We start from the raw sequence: 21,024 nt of genomic DNA, 5'->3' as shown, positions 1-21,024 counted from the left end.
CAACATCTGGACGTGCGCGTATGAGGCGCGGCCGGCCCGCAGCGCGAGCCACCGGGAGTCCGCGCGGCCGTGGCGGCGCCCCCCGTGCACGCCGCCCGTTCAGGCTGCAATGCGGGTCTGCCAGCCTGGGAAGGATTTGCCGACCCGCGACGCAGCTCCGGTGCCCACGGCCGGCTGCAACTGCGCGAGAGGCCGACGGATCAGGCGTCGGGCGTCGCCCTGGCACGTCGCTTGCTTTCCGGTAGGGCGCCGGCGTCCGTGCCGGCCGGGAAGGAGAGAGGATGGCCAGCGGCATGTGGGTGGGGCTCGCGGGCGCGCTCGCGCGCGTGCGCGAGCTCGACGTCGTCGCCAACAACCTGGCGAACGCCGACACCGATGGCTTCAAGACGGGCCGCGTATCGTTCGCGACGCTGCTCGAGACCGGCATCCGCGATGTCGGTGCGGGCCATGCGCGCGGTGCCGCCGGCCGTGTGTTCCCCACCGTCGCTCCAACTGCGCTCGACCTCGCGCGTGGCCCGGTCGCGACCACCGGCGGAGCGCTCGACGCGGCCATCGACGGAGACGGCTTCTTCGCGATCGAGACGCCGGCCGGCCCGCGCTATACGCGCGCCGGAGCCTTCGCGATCGGCACGGACGGCACGCTGGTCACCGCCGCCGGCCACCCGGTGCGCGGCGAGGCTGGACCGATCGTCGCCGATCAGGGCCCCGTCTCGATCCGCGGCGGCGGCGCCGTCGTGGACGGCACGGGTGCGGTCGTGGGCCGGCTCCAGGTCGTGACCTTCGACGATCCCGCGGCGCTCGCCGCCGACGGCGCTGGGCTGCTGCGTGCCGCACCCGACGCGGCCGCGATCCCGGTCGAGGATCCGCAGGTTGCGCCCGGCGCCCTCGAGCGGTCCAACGTCCGGCCGGCCGAGCAGCTCGCAAGTCTCGTCTTCCTGCAGCGCGCCTTCGAGATCTCGCTGCGCGCGATGCAGGCCGACGACCAGGCTACCGGCCGCCTGATCCAGGAGATGAGCTGATGCGTGCCCTCTTCACCGCCGCCACCGGCATGTCCGCCCAACAGACACGCCTCGACGCGATCTCGAACAACCTCGCCAACGTGAACACCACGGGGTACAAGAAGTCGCGCGCCGAGTTCCAGGACCTCTTCTACGAGACGCTGCGCGCGCCGGGCGCCCTGGCCGCAAGCGGCGCTGCGCTTCCCTCCGGCGTGCAGATCGGCAACGGGGTCAAGCTCGCCGCGATCGGCAAGCAGATGGGCCAGGGCGAGTTCGTGAGCACCGGCCGCGACCTCGACCTCGCCGTCGAAGGCGAGGGCTTCTTCCAGGTCGAGCGGCCCGACGGCGAGACGATCTACACCCGCGACGGCACCTTTTCGCGTGACCGCGACGGGAACGTGGTCACGACCGAGGGCTTCCTGCTGGTTCCGAACATCCAGATCCCGCTCGACGCGATCCAGGTCACGATCCTGCGCGACGGCACGGTGTCGATCCTCCAGCCGGGTGCGGCGGCGCCGACCGATGCCGGCCAGGTCGAGCTGGCCCGCTTCGCCAATCCGGCGGGCCTGCGGGCGATCGGTGGCAACGCCTTCGTGCCGACGGAGGCATCGGGAGACGCGCAGACCGGTACGCCGGACGAGCAGGGGTTCGGCTCGCTGGCGCAGGGCTTCCTCGAGAACGCCAACGTCAACGTGGCCGAGGAGCTGGTGAACATGATCCTTACGCAGCGCGCCTTCGAGTTGAACGCACGTGCGATCCAGGCAGGCGACGAGATGCTGCAGACCATCGGGGCGCTCTACCGATGAGCGCGCGGGGTCGCGCGTTCGCGTTTGCGCTCGCGCTGGCGGCGTTCGCGCTTGCTGCGCCCGGCCGTGCAGCCGATGCGCCGGCCGTGGCCGCACCGGTCGCCGGGACCACCGATCGCGAGCCGCCGGCATGGCTGCGGGGGCACATCGAGGCGTGGGTCCTCGCACATCTGCCGGACGAGCCGGTGCACGTGGCGTTGCCGCCGTTCTCCGACTTCGCGCCGCCGGGGCTCGCTCCCGAGGGCGTCGCGGTCCAGATCGAGGCGCCGGGCGACGGCCTGCTGCGCGGGCGCGTGCCGCTCACGGTGACGCTACGTCGCGACGGCCGAGAGCTCGCGCAGGGGCGCGTCGACGTGATCGTGGATGTCCTCGCGGAGCGGCTCGTGGCGGCGCGCACGCTCGAACGCGGCGAGATCGTCACGAAGGACGACCTCGAGCGCCGGCCGCTGGAAGCCGGCGAGCGCGCCGGCACGCCGGTCGAGGCGACAGCGCTCGTCGGCAAGCGTACGCGACGGAGGGTGCCGAACGGCGCCCTCTGGCGCGAGGACTGGGTGGAGGCGGTGCCGGTCGTGACCCGCGGCCAGCCGGTCCGACTGCGCTACGAGCAGGGAGGCCTGCGCATCGACGCCACCGGCATCGCGCGTGACGACGGTGGAGTGGGCGAGCTGGTGCGCGTGCAGAACCCTGCTTCGCACCGCGAGCTGCGCGGACGGGTGGCCGCGGACGGGAGCGTGCATGTCGCGTTCTGACCGGTCCCGGAACCGGGCCCGGCGCGGGGCGGCGGCGCTCGCGGCAGCGGCGCTGGCGGGGGCCGGCTGCGTCGAGACCGCGCTTCGCGAGGCGCGCCAGCCGTTCGACTACGAGCCGATCGCGGTGCCGCCGGTCCCGGCGCCCACCGAGGGCGCGATCTACCCGGGCTACTTCGCCTCGGGCTCGTTCCTCTCCTTCGACCGCAAGGCGCGCGGCGTCGGAGATCTCGTGACCGTGGTGGTGTCCGAGCGCACCCGCGCCACCAGCGATGCAGCCACCAACGTCGAGAGCGATGCCAACGTGTCGGCGACGATCGCCTCCGACATCGGGCTCCAGGACCTCATCGCCAAGCCGGTAAGCGAGATCCTGGACCTGCTCCTGAACGCCGAGAGCCGCGACGTACCGCCCGGCACCGAGCTGAACATCGCCGAAGGCGGCACGAAGAACGAGTTCGACGGCAGCGGCACGACGTCGCGCGGCGGACGCTTCGACGCCGTGATCACCTGTCGCGTGATGGCGGTGCTGCCCGGCGACGTCCTCCACGTGCGAGGCCGGCGCGCGACGGTGGTGAACCACGAGCTCCAGTACCTGACCGTCGAGGGACTGGTGCGCCGCGCGGACATCGGGATCGACAACGTGGTTCCGTCCACCGCGCTGGCAGACGCGCGGATCACGATCGACGGGCTCGGCGTGATCGACGACAAGCAGCGGCCCGGGTGGCTGGCGAGGCTCCTTGGATGGACGGCGCCGTTCTGAGCGCGCGTCGGCGGACGCGAGCGTGCCGAGCGGGCGCGCTGCTGGCCGTGCTCGCGGCCGGCGCGCTCGTCGTGGCCGCGCCGGCCGGTCCGGCCGAGGCGGGGCGGGTCAAGGACCTGGCGTCCGTGAAGGGCGTCCGCGAGAACCAGATCATCGGCTATGGCCTGGTCGTCGGCCTGAACGGCACCGGGGACAAGGAGCGCACCGAGTTCACGGTCCGCTCGCTGACGAGCCTGCTCGGGCGCATGGGCATCGGCGTCGAGTCCGACCTCGTGAAGGTCAAGAACGTGGCGGCCGTCATGGTCACCACACAGCTACATCCATTCGCACGGACCGGCTCGACGCTCGACGCCGTGATCTCGTCGGTCGGTGACGCCACGAGCCTCGAGGGAGGCACGCTGCTGATGACCCCGCTCTACGGCTCCGACGGCGAGGTCTATGCGATCGCCCAGGGCCCGATCTCGGTCGGCGGGTTCACGGCCGGCGGCGGGAGCGGGGGGAGCAGCGTGCAGAAGAACCACCCGACCGTTGGCCGGATCGCCAGCGGTGCCACGGTCGAAAGGGAGTTGGAATACCGGATCGATGGCAAGTCGCGCTTCGAGGTGGCGCTCAAGCGCGCGGACTTCACGACCGCGCGCCGGATGGCCGAGCGCATCAACGCGCGCTTCGGCAGCGCCGTGGCGCGTGCTCGCGATGCCGGCACGCTCGAGGTCGATGTGGCACCGGGATGGGAGGGTGACGTAGTCGGATTCCTGGCGTCGGTCGAGTCGCTCGAGGTGGAGGCGGATCGCGCGGCTCGCATCGTCCTGAACGAACGCACGGGAACCGTCGTGATGGGCGCCGAGGTGGCGATCAGTCGGGTGGCAGTGGCACACGGAAACCTCTCGGTGTCGATCGCCGTTACGCGTGACGTGTCGCAACCGAGTCCGTTCGGTGAGGGCGACACGGTGGTCTTCGACAACTCCGACGTCGTGGCGACCGAGGAACCCGGCCAGCTCGCGCTCGTCGGCGGGCGCGTCACGGTGGACGAGCTGGTTCGCGGCCTCAACGCGCTCGGTGTGACGCCCCGCGACCTGATCGCGATCCTGCAGGCGATCCAGGCGGCGGGTGCGCTGCAGGCCGAGCTGGGGATCCTGTGATGCGGATGGATGCGCTGGCTCCGCACGTGCGTGCGAGTGCTGCGGCGCCGGCAAGCGCCCCCGAGGTCGCGCGCCGCTTCGAGGCGCTCGTGCTCGAGCGGCTGCTCGAGCCGGTCACTCGCCCGCTCTTCGCGAAGGGTTCGCTGGGTGGAGGCAGCCCCGGCGGCACGCTCTCGCGCCAGCTCTTTGCCGCCGAGGTGGCGCGGCTCGCGGCAGAGCGCGGCGGTCTCGGCCTGGCGCGGGCAGTCGCGGACGTGGCCGACGGCGAGGCGGTGACCGCGGGCTCACGCGAGCGTCCCGGCACGGGGTCGTCCGGGAAGGAGGAGTGAGATGAGTCCGATTCCCCTTGCGCCGATCGTGGCACGGCTCGAGGCCGTCCTGGCGGCCGAGGAGCGACTGTACGTGGAGCTGCGCGACGCCCTCCAACGCGAGCGTGACTGCATGGTGATGCTCGACGCCGAGGGTCTCGAGGCGGTGGTCGCCGCCAAGGAGGCGCTCGCCGACGAGGCGGCGCTGCTCGAGGAAACCCGCCGTGCCGTCGCGGACGAGCTGGCCGCAGCACTCGGCTTGGCGGCGGCGCCGACGCTGTCGGCGCTATGCGAGCGGCTCGGCAGGGTGGGTGCCGCGCTGCGCGAGCGGCACTCGCGCCTGGTCGCACTGCTGGCGGCAGTGGGTGAGCTGGTGGACGCGAACGCCGGCTTCGCGCGCGAGAGCCTCGCCCACGTGCGCGAGACGCTCGCCTCGTTGGGCCGACTGCTGCCCTGCGAGCCGGTCTATACCCCGGCCGGCGCGCGTGCGGCGGCGGGCGGGCCCGGCCGGCTGGTCGAGCGGGTGGCCTAGGCGTGTCGGGCCTCTTCGGCATCCTCGACGTAGCGAGCCGCGGTCTCGCGGTGACGCAGAGCGGCGTCCGCGTGGTGTCACACAACATCGCCAACGTCGAGACGCCGGGCTACTCGCGCCAGCGCCAGGTCCTGGCGGCCGGTGATCCGATCGAATCGGGTAGTGGCGCGATCGGGACCGGCGTAGAGCAGCTCTCGATCGAGCGGCTCGCGGACCCGCTGCTGCTGCGCCAGCTTGCCGACGAGGACGCGCGTGGTGCGGCGCTCGGCATCGAGGCGGATGCGCTGGCACGGGTGGAGGAGGTCTGGAACGAGCAGTCGGGCGAGGGCCTGGCGGCGCGTCTCGGCGCGCTCTTCGATGCCTTCGACGACCTGGCGAGCGCCGCCACCCCGGGCGCCCCGGTCGAGCGAGAGGGCGTGCGGGCGGCTGCCGGGCTGCTGCTCGACGCGATCCACGACGCCGACCGCGCGCTGCGCGGGCTCCAGGCCGAGGCGGACCGCGGTGCGGTGCAGACGCTCGGCGAGATCGAGTCGCTGGCCCGCGAGATCGCGGGTCTGAACCGTGAGATCGTCCGTGCCGAGGCCTTCGCTCCCGCCAACGACCTGCGCGACCAGCGCGACGCGTTGGTGCGCGACCTCGCGCGGAAGGTGGACGTCTCGACCTTCGAGGAATCCGACGGCTCGCTCGTCGTGATGGTCGGAAGCGGGCTTCCGCTCGTGGACGGGGTCACCGCCCGCCGGCTGGTCGCCGAGCCCGATCCCACCCATCCCTTCTCGCCGTCCTTCTCGCGCATCCTCTTCGACGACGGCAGCTCGCTCACCGACCTCACCGCCGACCTCGGCCAAGGCGAGCTCGGCGGCTGGCTCGCGGTACGCGACGGGATCGCCGCGGACGCGGTCCGCGAACTCGACGTGCTGGCCTACAACCTGGCCGTCCAGGTGAACGGCGTGCACGCCGCGGGCGTGGGACTCGATGGTACGGTCGGCAACCTGTTCGCTGCTACGGCCGCCGTCGAGGACGCAGCCGGCAGCCTCACGCTGGATCCCGCCGTCGCGGCGAGCGCGGAGGCGATCGCCGCCGGCCTGGGCACCGATCCCGGTGACAACCGCAACGCGCTCGCGTTGGCTGCCTTGCGCCAGACGCCACTGGTGATCGCGCTGCCCGGCGATCCGCCCGGCCCGCCCAGCGGCCCCTCGCGCACGCTGCTCGGACACGTGGCGGCGACCGTGGGCCGCGTCGGGGCCGAGAGCCGCAGCCTCGCTACGGCCCGTGACGACCAGACGCGCGCCCTCCAGCAGCTCGAGAACCGCCGCGACGCGCTGTCGGCCGTGTCGCTCGACGAAGAGATGGTGCAGCTGATCCGGCTGGAGTCTGCGTACCAGGCCAACGCGCGCGTGGTGGAGACGCTGACGCGCCTGCTGGACTCGGTGCTCGGCATGGTCGGTCCGTAGCGTGAGGAGGTCGCCGTGAGCGTCCGCATCCCGGGATCGATCGTCACGCGCACCAGTCTCTTCGACGTGGTGCGTGCGCGCGCCCGGCTCGCACGCACCCAGGAGCAGGCGTCGAGCAACCTGCGCATCAACCGGCCCTCCGACGATCCCAGCGGCGCAAGCCGCGCTGCCGTGCTGCGGGCCGAGCAGGCGGCCCAGCTCCAGTACACGCGCAACGTCGAGCGGGGCACCGACCGGCTCCGCGCCGCGGAGAGCGCGCTCGGCTCGGCGAGCGATGCGATCGTACGCGCCCGCGAGCTGGCCGTGCAGGGCGCCAACGGCACGCTCGACGCGGTGGCTCGCCGCGCGATCGCCGCCGAGGTGGAGGTGTTGTTCGAGGAGCTGACGGGCGCCGCGAATGCCCGCCACGACGACGGTTGGGTCTTCGCCGGCACCGCCAACGCAACGCCAGCCTTCACCGTCACGGGCGCCTTCGCCGCCGGAGCCCCGCCGGTCGTCGCTTTCGCGGGGAGTTCCGACGAGATCGAGCTCGCCGTCGCGCCCGGTCAACGCGTCGCCGTCACCCTCGACGGTCGCCGCGTCTTCCTCGGCGACGGCGACGGCGACACCGTCCCGGATGCGGGCCGTGCCGACGCCTTCGCGACGCTCGGTGCGCTCTGGCAGGCGCTCGTCGACGACGACCGCGATGCGGTCGCCGCCACGCTCGACGACCTCGACCGCGTGCAACGCCAGCTCGAGCTCGAGCGTGCGCGCGTCGGAGCCGAGGGCGCGCGGCTCGATGCCGCCAAGAGCAGCCTGGCCGACGCCGGCGTGGAGACCACCCGCCAGCTCTCCGTGACGCAGGACGCCGACACGCTGCGTGTCCTCTCCGACCTGGTCAGCCAGGAGACGGCGCTCACCGCCGCACTCGAGGCTGCTGCGCGGGTCGTCACGCCTTCGCTGCTGGACTTCCTGCGCTAGCGATGCTGGTCCTGACCCGTCGCCCTGGCGAGAGCCTACGGATCGGAGCCGACGTACGCGTTACGGTGGTGTCGGTTTCGCCTGGGCACGTGCGGATCGGCGTCGAGGCGCCGGATGCGGTAGCCGTGCACCGCGAGGAGGTCTTCGAGCGCATCGAGGAGGCCAATCGCGAGGCGGCCCGCGCCGCCGCGTCGGCACCGCTCGAGGTGATCGAGATCGTGAGGACCGGGGGAGGAGTCGAGTGAGCGGGCGGATGCGCTTCGAGACCTTGCAGTTCGGGACGATCGAGGCCAGCGAGGACGAGTTGGTCCACTTCCCCGGTCTGCCGGGCTTTCCGGCGGCACGCCGCTTCCTGGTGCGCGGCCACGACCGCGGCGGGAGCTTCGGTTGGCTCCTGTGCGTAGACGACCCGGCGCTCACGTTCGTGGTCGCGAGCCCGTTTCGCTTCCGACCCGACTACGCGCCCGCGATCCCGGCGCAGGCGCTGCGGGCGCTCGGCGCCAGCGACCCGGGGGAGCTCGAGGTGCTGGCGCTTGCCACCGTCTCCACCGGCGGCGTCACGCTGAACCTGGCCGCACCCATCCTGATCCACCCCGGTACCCGGCTCGCTGCGCAGGTGATCCTGGAGGAGCCGGGCCATCCGACCCGCGCGCGCGTGCTCGACGCGGCCAGGCTGCCTCCGGCCAGCTCCATGGGCTGACGCCGAGCGGCTTGCTCATACCGAGTCGAAGCCGGAGAGCGCGAGCGGCCAGGGCAGGCGCGCGCGCAGTGCCAGCCACTCGTTCGCCACCAGCGCCCGCGCCGCTGCGGCCGGCCGTTCCGGCCCGAGCAGCCAGGCGCGTGTCTGGTCGGCCGAGAGCGCGACGGCGCCGCGCCCGCCCGTGAGGACGTAGCCCGTGCCCTCGGCGCGCAATCGGATGCCGGCCAGCGCCGGTACGCCGCCGGCTACGTGCGCAAGGAGGGCCGGCGGATCGGGCAGCCAGGCGAGCGCGAAGTCGCCCGGGCTCGCCTCCGCTCCGCCCTCGCGTAGCCGGGCGGCGGCGGGGTCGTCGCCCGGCCCGCACAGCCAGCGGCGCGCGCCGGCCTTCGCCAGAGCCTCGATGCAGGCGAGCACGGCGTCGGGATCGCCCGCCCATTCGTGGACACAGCCGCCGAGGTCGGCACCGCGGCCCGCGCAGGCGTAGGCGACGGGGCGACCCGCGCGGCGTGCGACACGCGTCGTGCAGTCGGGCGCCGCAGCCAGGCGCGCGAGCGCGCCGGGCGGGCGCTCGGCGCGCGTGGGGCGGGTGTCGTAGAGCCGCTCGAGCGCTGGCCAGTCGCCGGGCGCAGGCGGGCCGACCGCCACTGCGCCGTCCGCAAAGCCTCGGGCCGCCGCACAGCGTGCTGGGTCGAGGGCGAGGATCCACTCGCGCCCGGCCCGGCCGAAGCCGAGGGGCGCGTAGAGCGCGTCGAGATCGGTCCAGAGCAGCACGGCGAGCGCGCCGCCGTCGGCGAGCCGCCGTGCGGCCCTTGCCACGCAGGCACGTGCCAGTCCCTGGCCGCGAAAGCCCGGATCCGTGTAGACCAGCCCGACGAGGCCCACCAACGCGGGCCGGTTGGCGACGCGCACCGGGAGCAGGCGGGCGAGCGCGTGGGCGGCGAAGTGGCCGGCGCGGCGGACGACGACGTGGTCGCCGACCCGCTCGGGGGCCAACGCGAGCGGCTGCTCGGCGACGAGAGCCCCCGGTTGCTCCGGCCTCAGCCCCGCCTCGAGCCAGGCCAGCAGTCCCGCACGCGCCGCCGCCTCCACGCCCTCGCTCGCCGCTCGCCCCATCTCCGCTCCTCCTGCTCCTTTCGGGGGCGTTCCTGCGTCCCGCTCGCCCCTGGGCGCTCCCATCGTCGAGCGTGTCCGCGCGGGAAGACCTGCAAACCGGGTGCCGCACGCGGCGCCTTCGCGGTCACCGCATCGCTGCGCGAACCTTGCGTTTTGAATGCCCCCTTGCAGCCGGCAAGCGGCCGAGCGGCGGCGCCTGCCGGCAGCAAGCGATCGCGCGCGGGCAGCACGCGCGCAACTCGCGGGCGATCCCCCGCCGTGGCGGCGGGCGGCGGACGCCTCGGGGGTTTGCCCGAGCTGCGCTGCCAGGCCGCTGGCACCTCCCTTGCACTCCCCGGTGGCGGCCCGGCGCGTGCCGGGTCGTCCGTGCCGGACGCCAGGTCGGCGCCCGGCGCGGTGGGCCGCCAGGGATGGGCGGCTCGTCCACACAGGGAAGGAGATGGGAATGGGCCTTCGGGTCAACACGAACGTTGCGTCGGTCAACGCGCAGCGAAACCTGGTCAACACGACCGACCGCCTGAACCGCTCGCTCGAGCGCCTGTCGTCTGGTCTTCGCATCACGCGTGCCAGCGACGACGCCGCCGGCCTCGCGATCTCGGAGCGCTTCCGCGCCGAGATCCGCAGCCTCTCGCAGGCGCAGCGCAACGCCAACGACGGCGTGTCGATGCTCCAGATCGCAGAGGGTGCGCTCAACGAGACCAGCGGGATCCTGATCCGGCTGCGGGAGCTGTCGATCCAGTCGGCCAACGGCACCTTGGGCTCGGGCGAGCGGACCACGCTCAACGACGAGTTCCAGGCGCTGGTGGGGGAGATCAGCCGGATCGCGGCGGTCACCGAGTTCAACGGCACGCAGGTCCTGAACGGTGGGAGCAGCGTGTCGGTGACCTTCCAGATCGGCACCAACAACACGGCCAACGATCGCATCACGGTGACCGGCGTGGACGCCACCGCGTCGGGCGTGGGTGTCAGCGGCCTCAGCATCACCAGCGCAAGCGGCGCCCAGGCGGCGCTGTCCGCGATCGACTCCGCGATCGACACGGTGTCGAACCTGCGCGCGCAGTTCGGTGCTGCACAGAACCGGCTCGAGTCCGCGATCCGGTCGATCGCGGTGGCCGTGGAGAACACGACGGCCGCCGAGTCGCGGATCCGCGACGTCGACGTCGCCTCCGAGACCGCGGAGATGACGCGCAACCAGGTGCTCCAGCAGGCCGGTGTCGCGGTGCTCGCCCAGGCGAACGTCTCGACCCAGGCCGCGCTGCGGCTGCTCGGCTAGCGCTCGCGGAGGCTTCCGGTCGGCCGCTGCCGGCCGGACGCCTCCGGCCCGCCGCGGCACCCGCCGCGGCGGGCCCCTGCGCGGGCCAAGGAGGGTCATGGCGACCGATCCCGTCAGCGGCGGACGGCTCAGCTTCGGGGGGCTCGCCACCGGCATCGACACGGCGGCGATCATCGAGGCGCTGCTCGACGTCGAGCGGCAGCCGGTCCGGCGCCTCGAGGCGCAGCAGGGGGACGTCCGCACGCAGCAGGGGCTGCTTCGTCAGTTCAACGGCCTGTTGCTGGCGCTGCGCGACGCTGCGCGCGCGATCGACAACCGAAGTGACACGCTGGCGAGTGTAGCCACCGAAGAGGAGCTGCTTGCCCTCACGGCCGAGAGCTCGGACTCCGATGCACTCGGTGTCAGCGCCGACGGCCGCGCGGCGCCCGGCGTCTACGACGTACGCGTCGAGCGTCTCGCCACCAGCGCCAGGCTCGTGAGCGCTGCCTTCGCGAGTGCCGACGACGTCGTCGGCGGGGCGGGCGACACGATCCAGATCGACTTCGGCGGCGCGTCACCGCTCGAGATCGAGTTGGCCGGTGATACCACGCTCACCGGCATACGCGACGCGATCAACGGCGACTCGGGCAACCAGGGGGACCTGCGTGCCGCCCTGCTCGACGACGGCCTTGGCGGGGTACGCCTGGTGATCTCCGGCACCCGGACCGGGGCCGCCCACGACCTCACGCTGGGCGGGACGCTGGTCGGCCCGGGTGGCGCCGCGTTCCTCGACGCCGCGCTCTCGCGCCCAGCGGAGAACGCCCGGCTCGTCGTGCTCGGCGTGCCGATCGAGCGCGCGGGCAACGAGATCGGCGACGCGCTTCCGGGCGTGTCTCTTGCACTGCGCCGGGTCAACGACCCACTCGACCCGGCCGATGCGCACACCGTCACGGTGAGCCGCGACGACGAGGCAGTCGCGGGCCGCTTCCAAGCCCTGGTCGACGCCTGGAACGCCGTGCGCGAGTTCACCGTGAAGCAGGGCACGGTCGGGGCCGACGAGCAGGCGGGCCCGCTGTCCGGCGACTTCACGCTGCGCACCGTCGAGCGCACGCTCCAGGGCGTGCTCCAGGGAACCCGCGCCTTCGCCGGCAACGGCTTCGCCTCGCTCGGCGCCGTGGGCATCGCGTTCGACCGCAGCGGCAAGCTCACGCTCGACCGGGCGCGGCTGGGCGAGGCGCTCGACCAGGACCCCGACAGCGTGCGGGAGCTGCTCTCGGGTGACGGTACCACGGACGGCATCGCCACCGCCCTGGCCCGCTCGCTCGACGCGCTCGTGCGCACCGGCGACGGGGCCGTCACCAGCCGGATCGCCTCGCTCGATCGGCGAGTCGATCAGCTCCAGGATGCGATCGACCGGCTCGAGGACCGGCTCGGCCGGCGCGAGGAATCGCTGGTGCGCCAGTTCGCGTCGCTCGAGCGGCTGATCTCGACGCTCCAGGCGTCAGCAGGGTTCCTCGGGAGTAGCGGCTAGTGGCGAACCCGTACCTCGACATGCAGGTGCGAACCGCATCGCCGGTGGCGCTCCTGGCGCAGCTCTACGACGCCGCGCTGCGCCACGTGGAGGCGGCCCGCCGTCACCACGAGGCCGGACGCGTGCGCGAGCGCGGTGAGGCGATCTCGCGCGCGCTTGCGATCGTCGGCGAGCTGCGCAGCAGCCTCGATTTCGAGCGGGGCGCCGATCTGGCCCCGCGCCTCGAGGAGCTCTACGTCTACGCAAGCGAGCGGTTGTTCGAGGCCAACCAGCGCAATGCAGTCGTCGAGCTCGCTGCCGCCGCCTCCGTGCTGGGGCCGCTGCGCGATGCCTGGCACGAGCTGGCCGAACGGCCGGTAGCGGAGCTCGGCGGATGAGCGCCGCGACGCCCGCGGTCGACGCGGCCTCCGCGGCCGCCGCTGCGCTCCTCGCCCTCGATGCCGCGCTGGGCGAGGCGTTGGCGACCGGCACCGTCGAGCGAGCACTCGCGCTCGGTGCCGAGCGAGAGGCACGGATCGCCGCGCTCGTGGCGCTCGATCCGCAGGCCCTCGCGGCACCTGCGGTCGCCGCTGCGCTGGTCCGCTCCAAGGCCGGGCTGCCGCGCCTCGTCGCGCTGGCGACGGAGCGGCGCGACGCCGTCGGACGCGCGCTCACCCGGCTGCGGGCCGGAGCCGAGAGCGGCCGCCGTGCGCGCGGTGCCGGCCGCGAGGAGCCGCGCTTCGTGAGCGAGCGGGCCTGAGCGGTCGCGGCGCCCGCGCTGCGTCCGGCTCGCGTGCAACCGGAAAGCGTCACCGTTTCATCCTGCACGGCCCCCGGTCCATCGCTTCCCACCGCTCCGTCTCCTCCCTCCCCACGCCCGGAACGCGTTGGCATCGGTCTTGCTCCATCGAACACCGCCGCCGTTCCGTCCCGGCGGCGGGGGGGGGGGAACGCCATGGACGCCAGACCGCCGCAGGTCCTCGTCACCGGGGGGACCGGCTCGTTCGGCCGCGCCTTCGTGCGCCGCCTGCTGCGCGAACGGGCCGATTGCACGATCCGGATCTACAGCCGTGACGAGCTCAAGCAGTACGAGATGGCGCGCGCCTTCGGGAACGACCCGCGGCTCCGGTTCTTCATCGGCGACGTGCGCGACCGCGACCGGCTGGCGCGCGCTCTCTACGGCGTCGACTGGCTGGTGCACGCGGCCGCCCTCAAGCAGGTCCACCTGTGTGAGTACAACCCGGCCGAAGCAGTCAAGACCAACGTGCTCGGCGCCCAGAACGTGATCGATGCCGCCATCGATGCCGGCGTCGCGAAGGTCGTCGCGCTGTCGACCGACAAGGCCGTGAACCCGGTCAACCTCTACGGCGCCACCAAGCTTTGCGCCGAGAAGCTCTTCGTGCACGGCAGCGCCTACAGCGGTCCGCGCGAGACCCGCTTTGCCTGCGTGCGCTACGGCAACGTGCTGGGAAGCCGCGGCAGCGTGGTCCCGCTCTTCCTGGAGCAGGCAGCGACCGGCGTGCTGCCGATCACGGACCTGCGGATGAGTCGATTCTGGATCACGCTCGGCCAGGCGGTGGAGCTGGTGCTCCAGGTCCTGCACGACCTGCGCGGGGGCGAGATCTACGTGCCCAAGATCCCCAGCATGCGGATGGTGGATCTGGCGCGCGCGATCGCGCCCGAGGCGATGCTCAAGGAGGTGGGCATGCGGCCCGGAGAGAAGCTGCACGAGATGCTCCTGACGCCCGAGGAGGCGCACCGCACGCGCGAGTACGCGACCCACTTCGTCGTGTCCCGCACCACGCCGCGCAGCGATGGTCGACCGGTATCCGAGGACTTCGCCTACCGCAGCGACACCAATAGCCAGTGGCTCGACGTGGACCGGCTGCGCGAGCTCGTCCACGAGCTTGCCGGCGATGAGCGCTAGCGCGGCGCCTGCGCCGCCGCCGGCGCCCGGCCCGCCGATCCCGTACGCGCGCCACCACGTCGACGACGGTGATCGCGCCGCCGTGCTGCGTGCCCTCGCAAGCCCGGCGATCGCCCAGGGGCCGGAAGCGGAGGCGCTTGGCGCCGAGCTGGCCCGCACGATCGGGACCCGGCACGGTGTGGCCGTCACGAGCGGTACCGCCGCGCTGACGGCGGCGCTCGGCGCCCTCGGCGTCGGGCCCGGTGACGAGGTGATCGTACCGCCGCTGACCTTCGTGGCGACGGCGAACGCCGTGCTGGCCTGCGGCGCGCGACCGCGCTTCGCGGATGTCGAGCCCGACACGCTCAACCTCGATCCCGCCGCGGTGGCGCGCGCCGTGACGTCGCGCACGCGCGGCGCGATCCCGGTCCACTACGCCGGCCACCCGGCCGACGTCGCTGCGATCGCCGAGGCGCTGGGTCCCGGGCGCTTCGTGCTCGAGGACGCCTGCCACGCACTCGGCGCCGCGGTAGGGGAGCGCGCGGCCGGCGCGCTCGGCCACGCGGCGTGCTTCTCGTTCCACCCTGCCAAGGCCATCACCACCGGTGAGGGCGGTGCCGTCGTGACCGACGACGCCGAGCTGGCCGGCGCGGTGCGCCGCCTGCGCGACCACGGTCTCGAGCGCGCGCACAGCGGCCGTCGCGGCCTGGGCCTGCCGCCGGAATGGGACGCCGAGCAGCGCGGCGACTGGGTCTACGAGCTGCACGCGCTCGGCACCAACCACCGCCTCGCGGAGCCCGCAGCGGCGCTCGGCCGCAGCCAGCTGGCGCGGCTCGCCTCGCGGGTGGCGCGCCGGCGTGCGCTCGCCGAGCGCTACACGAGTGCGCTGGCCGGCGAGGACGCGCTCGTACTGCCCTCCGAGCGCCCGGGCGTGCGCTCGGCCTGGCACCTCTACCCGGTGCGCGTGCAGCCAGGCACGCTGCGCGGCGGGCGGGCCGCGCTCTTCGCCGCTCTGCGCATGCGCGGCATCGGCGTACAGGTGCACTACGTGCCGGTGCACCTCCAGCCGCTCTACCGCGAGCGTCTCGGCACCCGCTTCGGTGACCATCCGGTGGCCGAGCAGGCGTACCTGGGCCTGCTCTCGCTGCCGCTCCATCCCTGGCTGGGCGACGCCGACTGGGATCGGGTGCTCGACGAGCTACGTGGCGAGCTACGGCGGGCTCGACGATGAGCGTGCTGCGGCTGTTCACGGTCTTCCACGCCAACCTGGATTTCTCGGCGCTACCCGAAGCGGACGTGCCGCGGGTGCTCGAGCGCTGCTACTGGCCGCTCCTGCGCACCAGCGCCGAGGAGCGGCTACCGCTCGGCATCGAGCTGCCGGCGCGCACGCTCGAACGCCTGGTGCGCGAGGATCCCGAGTGGGTGAAGACCCTGCGCGAACTGGCCGGGCGCGGGCTCGTCGAGGTGGTGGGCTCGGGGCTTGCACAGCTCGCCGCGCCGCTCGTGCCCGAGGACGTGAACCGCGCCAACCTGCGCCTCGGCCGCGACGTCTATACCGCGCTGCTCGGCGCGGCACCGGGCACCTGGTTCGTGCACGAACAGACCTTCGCACAGGGCCTCGGCCCGCTCTACGAGGAACTGGGCGCCACTGCGCTCGTGATGGAATGGAACAACCCGGCCAGCCGGCGTCCGGAGCTGCGCCCGCTGCGCCACCGCCCGGCGCGGCTCGCGATCGGCAACACCGGCGGCTTGCCGCTGCTGTGGAACGACTCGGTGCTGTTCCAGAAGTTCCAACGCGTCGCCCACGGCGTCCTGCCGCTCGCCGACTATGTCGACTTCGTGCTGGCGGCGCGGGCGCCGGGTGAGCCGCGCCTGGCCTGCGCCTACGGCGGCGACCTCGAGATCTTCGACTACCGGCCGGGCCATTCGGCGCCCGCCGGCGCGGAGCGCGGCGAGGAGATGACGCGCGTCCGCGGCGCGCTCGCCGCGCTCGCGCGCCGGCCCGACTGCGCGCTCGTGCTGCCTCGCGACGCCGGCGCCGGTCTCGCGCCGGGCCCGCGGGTCGAGCTGGCCAGCGCGGCCGACCCGATCCCGTGCAAGAAGCAGCCGCGCTACAACCCGACCCGCTGGGCGGTGTCGGGCCGCGACGGGCTCGGCCAGAACACGCGCTGCTTCCGGCTCCACCGCACGCTGCATGCGGTGCGTGCGCTCGAGGGGCCGCTCGGCACGGCGCGGCGCCCGGAGTGGTGCCGGACTCTCGTCGAGCTCTGGCGCAGCGACCTGCGCACGCGCGCCACCGAGGAGAAGCTCGAGGACTTCCACGCCGGCGCCGGGCGGCTCGACGCCTTCTTGCGCGAGCGGCTCGAGGCGCTGCTGCCGCTACGTAGTGCTGACACCGACGTGCTGCTCGCGAACCCGTGGGAGGAGCCCTGGCCGGGTGAGGTCGTCGAGGTGCTGCTGCGCCTGCCTCCCGGGCGCCTCGCGGCAGCCTCGGTCGTCGCTGAACGGCCCGAGGCGCTGGCTGCCGGTGCCGCGCAGGTCGAGGTGCTCGAGCGCCACCGCGACGGCTCGATCCGCACCGCCCGGCTCGTGGCGGCGCCGTGTCTCGCGCCGGGTGAGCGCCTCGAGCTGCGCCTCGTGCCAGGCCCGGCGACACAGGACGCGGATGCCCCCGCGGATCCAGAGCGGCTCGAGACGGACGCCGTGCAGGCGCGCCTGCTGCCGCACCGGGGCGGCGCGCTCGCTGCGCTCGCCTTCCCGGCGCTCGCGCCGGCCCCGCTGGTCGGCACGATCCCGCACGGCACCTTCTCCGACGTGGCGCTTTCGCCCGATTTCTACTCGGGGCATGCCGTGGCCGTGACCGAGCCGGGCGAGAAGGTCACGGACCTCCAGCCGATCGCGCGGGTACGCCGCCTGGCGGCGGGTCCGCTGCGAGACGTGCTGGCGCTCGAGGTCCCGACCCCTCTCGGCCCCTGGCGCAAGGTCTACCGTGCCTACCGCGACCGCCCGCGCCTCGACCTGTTGCACGAGCTGCACCTGCGCGAGGTGCGCTTGCGCTCGCTGCGCGTGGCGGCCGTCACCTGGATGCCCGGCGCCTACGCGCGCGCACGGCTCACGTTCGCCACGGTGAACGGCGGTCGCGAGATCGAGCGCTTCGTCCTGCCGCCCGGGACGCGCATCGAGCAGCCGCGCGCCGCTGCGCCGTCGGTGTCGGCGACGTCCTGCCTGGGCGCAACCGAGGGCTGGGTGGCGGCGGGCGACGAGCGGGCCGGCGTCGCCGTGATCGGCGACCGCGCCCAGGCCGCGCTCGCGCCACTGCTCGAGTTCCAGGACGCCGAGGACCGCTTCCTGCTGCGCCTGCACCAGAGCGCCGCGGAGACCGACGAGACGCGCGCCACCTTCCTGCGCGGTGTGCAGTCGTTCCACGTCGCGCTGGTCGGCTATGCCGGCGAGCTCGGCGGCGTGCGTCGCACGGCGCGCGCGATCCAGCGCGGGCTTGCCTACCGAACGGAGCACGGCGTTGGCCTCACCCCGGGACTTTGAGCGCAACCTGGCGCGCTTGCGCCGGGCGCACCCGGCCCTGGCCGCGGCGGTGGCGGCGGCGGACTCCGCAGCGATCGCCGCCGTCCAGGGACCGACGGGCGCCACCACGCTCGTCGAGGGCGGCCGCCAGATCGCCTCCGCGTACGACCCCGCCGGCGAGGGCGCGGCGCAAGCGGAGGTGCTCGCCGCCTCGCCGGTGGACCTCCTGGTCGCGGTCGGCTTCGGCCTCGGCTACCACCTCGAGACCTTCCTTGCCCGCCGGCCGGCGGCGCGCGTGCTCGTGCACGAACCGTCACCGGCGCGTCTGCGCGCGGCGCTCGCGCTGCGCGGCGAGCTGCCCTGGCTGTCCGATCCGGCGCTGGCCTTCGCGGCCGATCCCGACGAGCTCGCGCGCGCCTTCGCGCAGCGCTACGTCGCGGGACTCGCCGTGCGCGTCTTCCTGCACCCCTCCCTCCAGGCGCTCGCGCCGGATGCGGCGCGTGCGGCACTTGGCCGCGTCGCCGATACCAAGCGCAGCGCTGACCTGGTGGCCGGCACACGCATCGCGATGATGGAGACCTGGGCCGCGCTCGCGATCGAGAACGCTCCCGCGCTCGCGGCGACGCCCTCGGCCGCGGTGCTCTTCGACGCGTTCGCGGGCGTTCCGGCGGTCGTGGCCGCTGCCGGGCCCTCGCTCGACCGGCAGCTCGAGACGCTGGCGCAGGCGCGCAAGCAGGTGCTGCTGATCGCGATCGGGCAGGCCTTGCCGGCGCTGCGCCGAGCCGGGATCGAACCCGACCTGGTACACGTGGTGGAGAGCAAGGACGTCTCGGGGCAGCTCGTCGACGGCGGGCCGGCGGAGTCGCTGGCGCTGGTGGTGCCGCCCTCGGTGCATCCCCGGGTCTTCGCCACGCCGGTGCGCGCGCGCTTCGTCGGCTACCCCGAGCCCAACGGGCTGGCCTGCTGGCTGGCACGCGGCTTCGGCGAGCGCCGCTGGCTGCCGGGCGGGGCGACGGTGGCCCAGAGCGCCGTCCATCTGGCAGCGCACCTCGGCGCCGACCCGATCCTGCTCGTCGGCCAGGACCTCGCCTTCACCGACGGGCGGGTCTACGCGCGCGGCAGCGCCTACGACATGGTGTCGCTGCGTACGCTCGGCGGCGGCCGCTACGCGTTCGCGGGACTCGCCGAGAAGAAGTCGATGCTCGGCCTGGCCCCGCCTTCCGAGGGAGCTAGCGACGAGCTGCTCCAGGTGGCGGGTTGGAACGGTGGCCACGTTGCCACATCCCGCACCTACGCTGCCTTCCTCGAGCACTACCGCGCGATCGGTGCCTTCTGGGCCGCGCGCGGGGTACGCATCGTCAACTGCACCGAGGGAGGAGCGCGCATCCCGGGCCTCGCACATCGTGCGCTCGCCGAGGTCCTGGGCGAGCTGCCGGCGCAGACGGTAGACGTCGGCGCGATCGATCGTGCGCACGCAATCGCGTCGCGCCCGCCGGTCGCGGCGTTCGCGGAACGTGTCGCGGCAGGGCGCCGTGCGCTCGGTGCGATCGAGCGGGCGGCGCGGATGGGCGCGCGCGCCGCGGCGGAGGCGCCGCGCGCGCTGCGCCAGGCCTCCGGACTCCGCCGGCGCGCGGAGCTGCTGCGGACCATCGGACGTGCCGAGCGTGACGTGCGCCGTGCGCTCGACGCGCTGCCCTGGCTCGACGATCTCACCGAGCTCGACCGTCACCGCAACGAGCTCGCCACGCGCCGCGCCGACGCGACGCCCGCCGCCGAGGGCGCCGCCGCCGAGGCGGCACGGCTCTTCGCCGCGACCCTCACCGCGGCGCAGCGGGCCCGAGCTCTCCTCGACCGGCTCGAACAGCAGCTCGCGTCGGTACCGGAAGCTGGGCCGACACCGCGAGAGGACGGTGGCCCGGCGCCCGGACGGCCGGCCCCGGCGCACGAAGCGGGCGCCCGGGCGCGGGCGATCACCGGGGCCGCGCGATGACCGCGGAAGGGGCGGCGGCAGCGCCGGCGCTCGTCGTCATCGACCCGAGTCCGGCGCAGCGCGAGCGGCTCGCGGCGGCCGCGGACGCGCTCGGCGGCGTGCCGGTCGTGGCTCTCGACCCGGGCGTGCTCGGGCCGGCCGCTCTTGCCGCGCTGGCCGGCGCGCGGGGAGTCGTCGTGGCCTGGGACCTGGGCGTGCGGGCAGGACTCGACGTGGTGGAGGCGCTCGCGCACGACCCGGCCACCGGAGGAGTGCCAGCGGCCCTCGCTGTCGAGGCGCCGACGCGCGTGCACATCGAGCTCGCGCTGCGTGCGGGTGCGCGCACCGTCGTGCGCCGGCCCTACGACCCGGCCGAGATCGCGCGGGCACTGTGGGCCGGGACGGGATCACCGCCGGCCGCCGGCGCGGACGACACGAGCACGGTGGTGGAGGCAGCATCGCCGGGCGCCCCGGGCTCCTCGGCGCACACGGCACCGCCGGCCACGGCGGGGGTGGAGCCACCCGGGTCGGATCCCGCCGCCGCCGGAGCGCAAGCCTGCCCGGGGGCGACGGCGGCGGATCCCGCCGCGGATTCCGGAGGCGAACCGGCGTGAGGGGCGCCATCGTCGGCATCGTGCAGGCGCGCGCTGGCTCGACCCGGCTCCCGAACAAGGTGCTGGCGCCGCTGGCCGGCCGGCCGCTCCTCGCGCTGCTGGCGGCGCGGCTCGCGCCGGCGCGGATCGACGAGTGGTGGCTCGCCACCACCGCCGGCCCCGACGACGACGTGACCGCACGCTGGGGCGAGGCGCTCGGATGGCATGTGCAGCGCGGCGCTGTGGAGGACGTGCTGTCGCGCTTCGCCGAGATCGCGCGCGCGCGACGCCCTGCCTGGATCGTCCGCATCACCGCTGACGACCCCTTCACCGACGCCGCGATCGTCGACCACCTGCTGGCCGGAGCGGCCGTGCAGCCGCCGTCCGTAGCGCTCGTCGAGGCCGCCGGCGGCGTGCTGCCGCTCGGCTACGCGCCGCAGGTAGCGCGTGGCGCGGCGGTCCTGGCGGCCGACGCAGGCGCCACCGAGGCGCACGACCGGGCGCACGTGCTCACCTGGCTCGCCGCGCGTGGCGCGCGCCACGCCGTGCCGCTGCCGCCGGCCTGGCCGGCGCGTCCGACGTGGCGCTGGACCGTCGACACGCCGGCGGATCTGACCATGGCGCAGGGAGCCTTCGCCGCCTTCGGCGCGCAGGCCGTGACGATCGACTACCCGGCCATGGTGCGTGCGCTCGACGCGCGGCCGGCGCTCGTCGCGGGCAACGCGCACGTGCGCCAGAAGGCGCTGGCGGAGGGGTGAG

General features: G+C 74.2%; 22 protein-coding genes. 21 read left to right on the top strand and 1 reads right to left on the bottom strand.

Going from position 1 to position 21,024, the window contains the following annotated elements; translation table 11 throughout:
• Positions 1-281 precede the first annotated feature (281 nt).
• Genes OZ948_06875 through fliW form a run of 11 tightly spaced genes read left to right on the top strand, consistent with a single transcriptional unit; the run spans position 282 to position 8,400 of the window.
• The gene (locus tag OZ948_06875) at positions 282-1,019 is read left to right on the top strand and encodes a flagellar hook basal-body protein (protein ID MEB2344443.1); all 738 of its coding nucleotides are present in this window, start codon (positions 282-284) and stop codon (positions 1,017-1,019) included.
• Positions 1,016-1,804, top strand: a complete 789-nt coding sequence (gene flgG / locus OZ948_06870) for a flagellar basal-body rod protein FlgG (GenBank protein ID MEB2344442.1) — start codon at positions 1,016-1,018, stop codon at positions 1,802-1,804. The genes OZ948_06875 and flgG overlap by 4 nt, the downstream gene beginning before the upstream one ends.
• A complete protein-coding gene (gene flgA / locus OZ948_06865) occupies positions 1,801-2,553 on the top strand; it encodes a flagellar basal body P-ring formation chaperone FlgA (protein MEB2344441.1) in 753 nt (250 codons plus the stop codon). The genes flgG and flgA overlap by 4 nt, the downstream gene beginning before the upstream one ends.
• Positions 2,540-3,310, top strand: a complete 771-nt coding sequence (locus OZ948_06860; GenBank protein ID MEB2344440.1) for a flagellar basal body L-ring protein FlgH — start codon at positions 2,540-2,542, stop codon at positions 3,308-3,310. The genes flgA and OZ948_06860 overlap by 14 nt, the downstream gene beginning before the upstream one ends.
• A complete protein-coding gene (locus tag OZ948_06855; protein MEB2344439.1) occupies positions 3,292-4,449 on the top strand; it encodes a flagellar basal body P-ring protein FlgI in 1,158 nt (385 codons plus the stop codon). Before OZ948_06860 ends, OZ948_06855 begins: the two co-directional genes overlap by 19 nt.
• On the top strand, positions 4,449-4,778 hold the full coding sequence (locus OZ948_06850; protein ID MEB2344438.1) for a hypothetical protein: 330 nt from the start codon (positions 4,449-4,451) through the stop codon (positions 4,776-4,778). The genes OZ948_06855 and OZ948_06850 overlap by 1 nt, the downstream gene beginning before the upstream one ends.
• A 1-nt stretch (position 4,779) precedes the next feature.
• A complete protein-coding gene (locus tag OZ948_06845) occupies positions 4,780-5,289 on the top strand; it encodes a flagellar protein FlgN (GenBank protein MEB2344437.1) in 510 nt (169 codons plus the stop codon).
• A gap of 2 nt (positions 5,290-5,291) precedes the next feature.
• Positions 5,292-6,740: a flagellar hook-associated protein FlgK gene (gene flgK, locus OZ948_06840; protein MEB2344436.1), complete on the top strand. Its 1,449-nt coding sequence runs from the start codon at positions 5,292-5,294 to the stop codon at positions 6,738-6,740.
• Between the two features lie 15 nt (positions 6,741-6,755).
• Positions 6,756-7,700, top strand: a complete 945-nt coding sequence (gene flgL / locus OZ948_06835; GenBank protein ID MEB2344435.1) for a flagellar hook-associated protein FlgL — start codon at positions 6,756-6,758, stop codon at positions 7,698-7,700.
• Positions 7,701-7,702: 2 nt separating this feature from the next.
• On the top strand, positions 7,703-7,945 hold the full coding sequence (gene csrA, locus OZ948_06830; protein ID MEB2344434.1) for a carbon storage regulator CsrA: 243 nt from the start codon (positions 7,703-7,705) through the stop codon (positions 7,943-7,945).
• The gene (gene fliW / locus OZ948_06825) at positions 7,942-8,400 is read left to right on the top strand and encodes a flagellar assembly protein FliW (GenBank protein ID MEB2344433.1); all 459 of its coding nucleotides are present in this window, start codon (positions 7,942-7,944) and stop codon (positions 8,398-8,400) included. The genes csrA and fliW overlap by 4 nt, the downstream gene beginning before the upstream one ends.
• 15 nt (positions 8,401-8,415) lie before the next feature.
• On the opposite strand, the gene OZ948_06820 is transcribed toward fliW, so the two are convergent.
• Positions 8,416-9,513, bottom strand: coding sequence for a GNAT family N-acetyltransferase (locus OZ948_06820; GenBank protein MEB2344432.1), 1,098 nt, complete (start codon positions 9,511-9,513; stop codon positions 8,416-8,418).
• Positions 9,514-9,958: 445 nt separating this feature from the next.
• Here OZ948_06820 and OZ948_06815 point away from each other — a divergent pair, with 445 nt between their 5' ends.
• The 10 genes from OZ948_06815 to OZ948_06770 all read left to right on the top strand — a co-directional run bounded on the left by OZ948_06815 (position 9,959) and on the right by OZ948_06770 (position 21,023).
• Positions 9,959-10,786 (top strand): flagellin, encoded by an 828-nt coding sequence (locus OZ948_06815; protein MEB2344431.1) that lies wholly within the window; start codon positions 9,959-9,961, stop codon positions 10,784-10,786.
• Between the two features lie 97 nt (positions 10,787-10,883).
• Entirely contained in the window at positions 10,884-12,296 is a 1,413-nt protein-coding gene (gene fliD, locus OZ948_06810) for a flagellar filament capping protein FliD (GenBank protein ID MEB2344430.1), read from the top strand.
• Positions 12,296-12,673, top strand: a complete 378-nt coding sequence (gene fliS, locus OZ948_06805) for a flagellar export chaperone FliS (protein MEB2344429.1) — start codon at positions 12,296-12,298, stop codon at positions 12,671-12,673. Before fliD ends, fliS begins: the two co-directional genes overlap by 1 nt.
• Entirely contained in the window at positions 12,670-13,035 is a 366-nt protein-coding gene (locus OZ948_06800; GenBank protein MEB2344428.1) for a hypothetical protein, read from the top strand. Before fliS ends, OZ948_06800 begins: the two co-directional genes overlap by 4 nt.
• A gap of 195 nt (positions 13,036-13,230) precedes the next feature.
• Positions 13,231-14,202, top strand: a complete 972-nt coding sequence (pseB, locus tag OZ948_06795) for a UDP-N-acetylglucosamine 4,6-dehydratase (inverting) (protein MEB2344427.1) — start codon at positions 13,231-13,233, stop codon at positions 14,200-14,202.
• Positions 14,192-15,412 (top strand): DegT/DnrJ/EryC1/StrS family aminotransferase, encoded by a 1,221-nt coding sequence (locus OZ948_06790; GenBank protein ID MEB2344426.1) that lies wholly within the window; start codon positions 14,192-14,194, stop codon positions 15,410-15,412. The genes pseB and OZ948_06790 overlap by 11 nt, the downstream gene beginning before the upstream one ends.
• Positions 15,409-17,724, top strand: a complete 2,316-nt coding sequence (locus OZ948_06785) for a hypothetical protein (protein ID MEB2344425.1) — start codon at positions 15,409-15,411, stop codon at positions 17,722-17,724. Before OZ948_06790 ends, OZ948_06785 begins: the two co-directional genes overlap by 4 nt.
• The gene (locus OZ948_06780; GenBank protein MEB2344424.1) at positions 17,702-19,693 is read left to right on the top strand and encodes a DUF115 domain-containing protein; all 1,992 of its coding nucleotides are present in this window, start codon (positions 17,702-17,704) and stop codon (positions 19,691-19,693) included. Before OZ948_06785 ends, OZ948_06780 begins: the two co-directional genes overlap by 23 nt.
• Positions 19,690-20,286: a hypothetical protein gene (locus tag OZ948_06775; GenBank protein ID MEB2344423.1), complete on the top strand. Its 597-nt coding sequence runs from the start codon at positions 19,690-19,692 to the stop codon at positions 20,284-20,286. The genes OZ948_06780 and OZ948_06775 overlap by 4 nt, the downstream gene beginning before the upstream one ends.
• The gene (locus OZ948_06770) at positions 20,283-21,023 is read left to right on the top strand and encodes an NTP transferase domain-containing protein (protein MEB2344422.1); all 741 of its coding nucleotides are present in this window, start codon (positions 20,283-20,285) and stop codon (positions 21,021-21,023) included. Before OZ948_06775 ends, OZ948_06770 begins: the two co-directional genes overlap by 4 nt.
• Position 21,024 lies beyond the last annotated feature (1 nt).

This window comes from Deltaproteobacteria bacterium (assembly GCA_035063765.1).
In the GTDB taxonomy this organism is placed as follows: Bacteria; Myxococcota_A; UBA9160; order UBA9160; family PR03; genus CAADGG01.
This window is presented reverse-complemented; position numbering and strand designations above follow the sequence as displayed.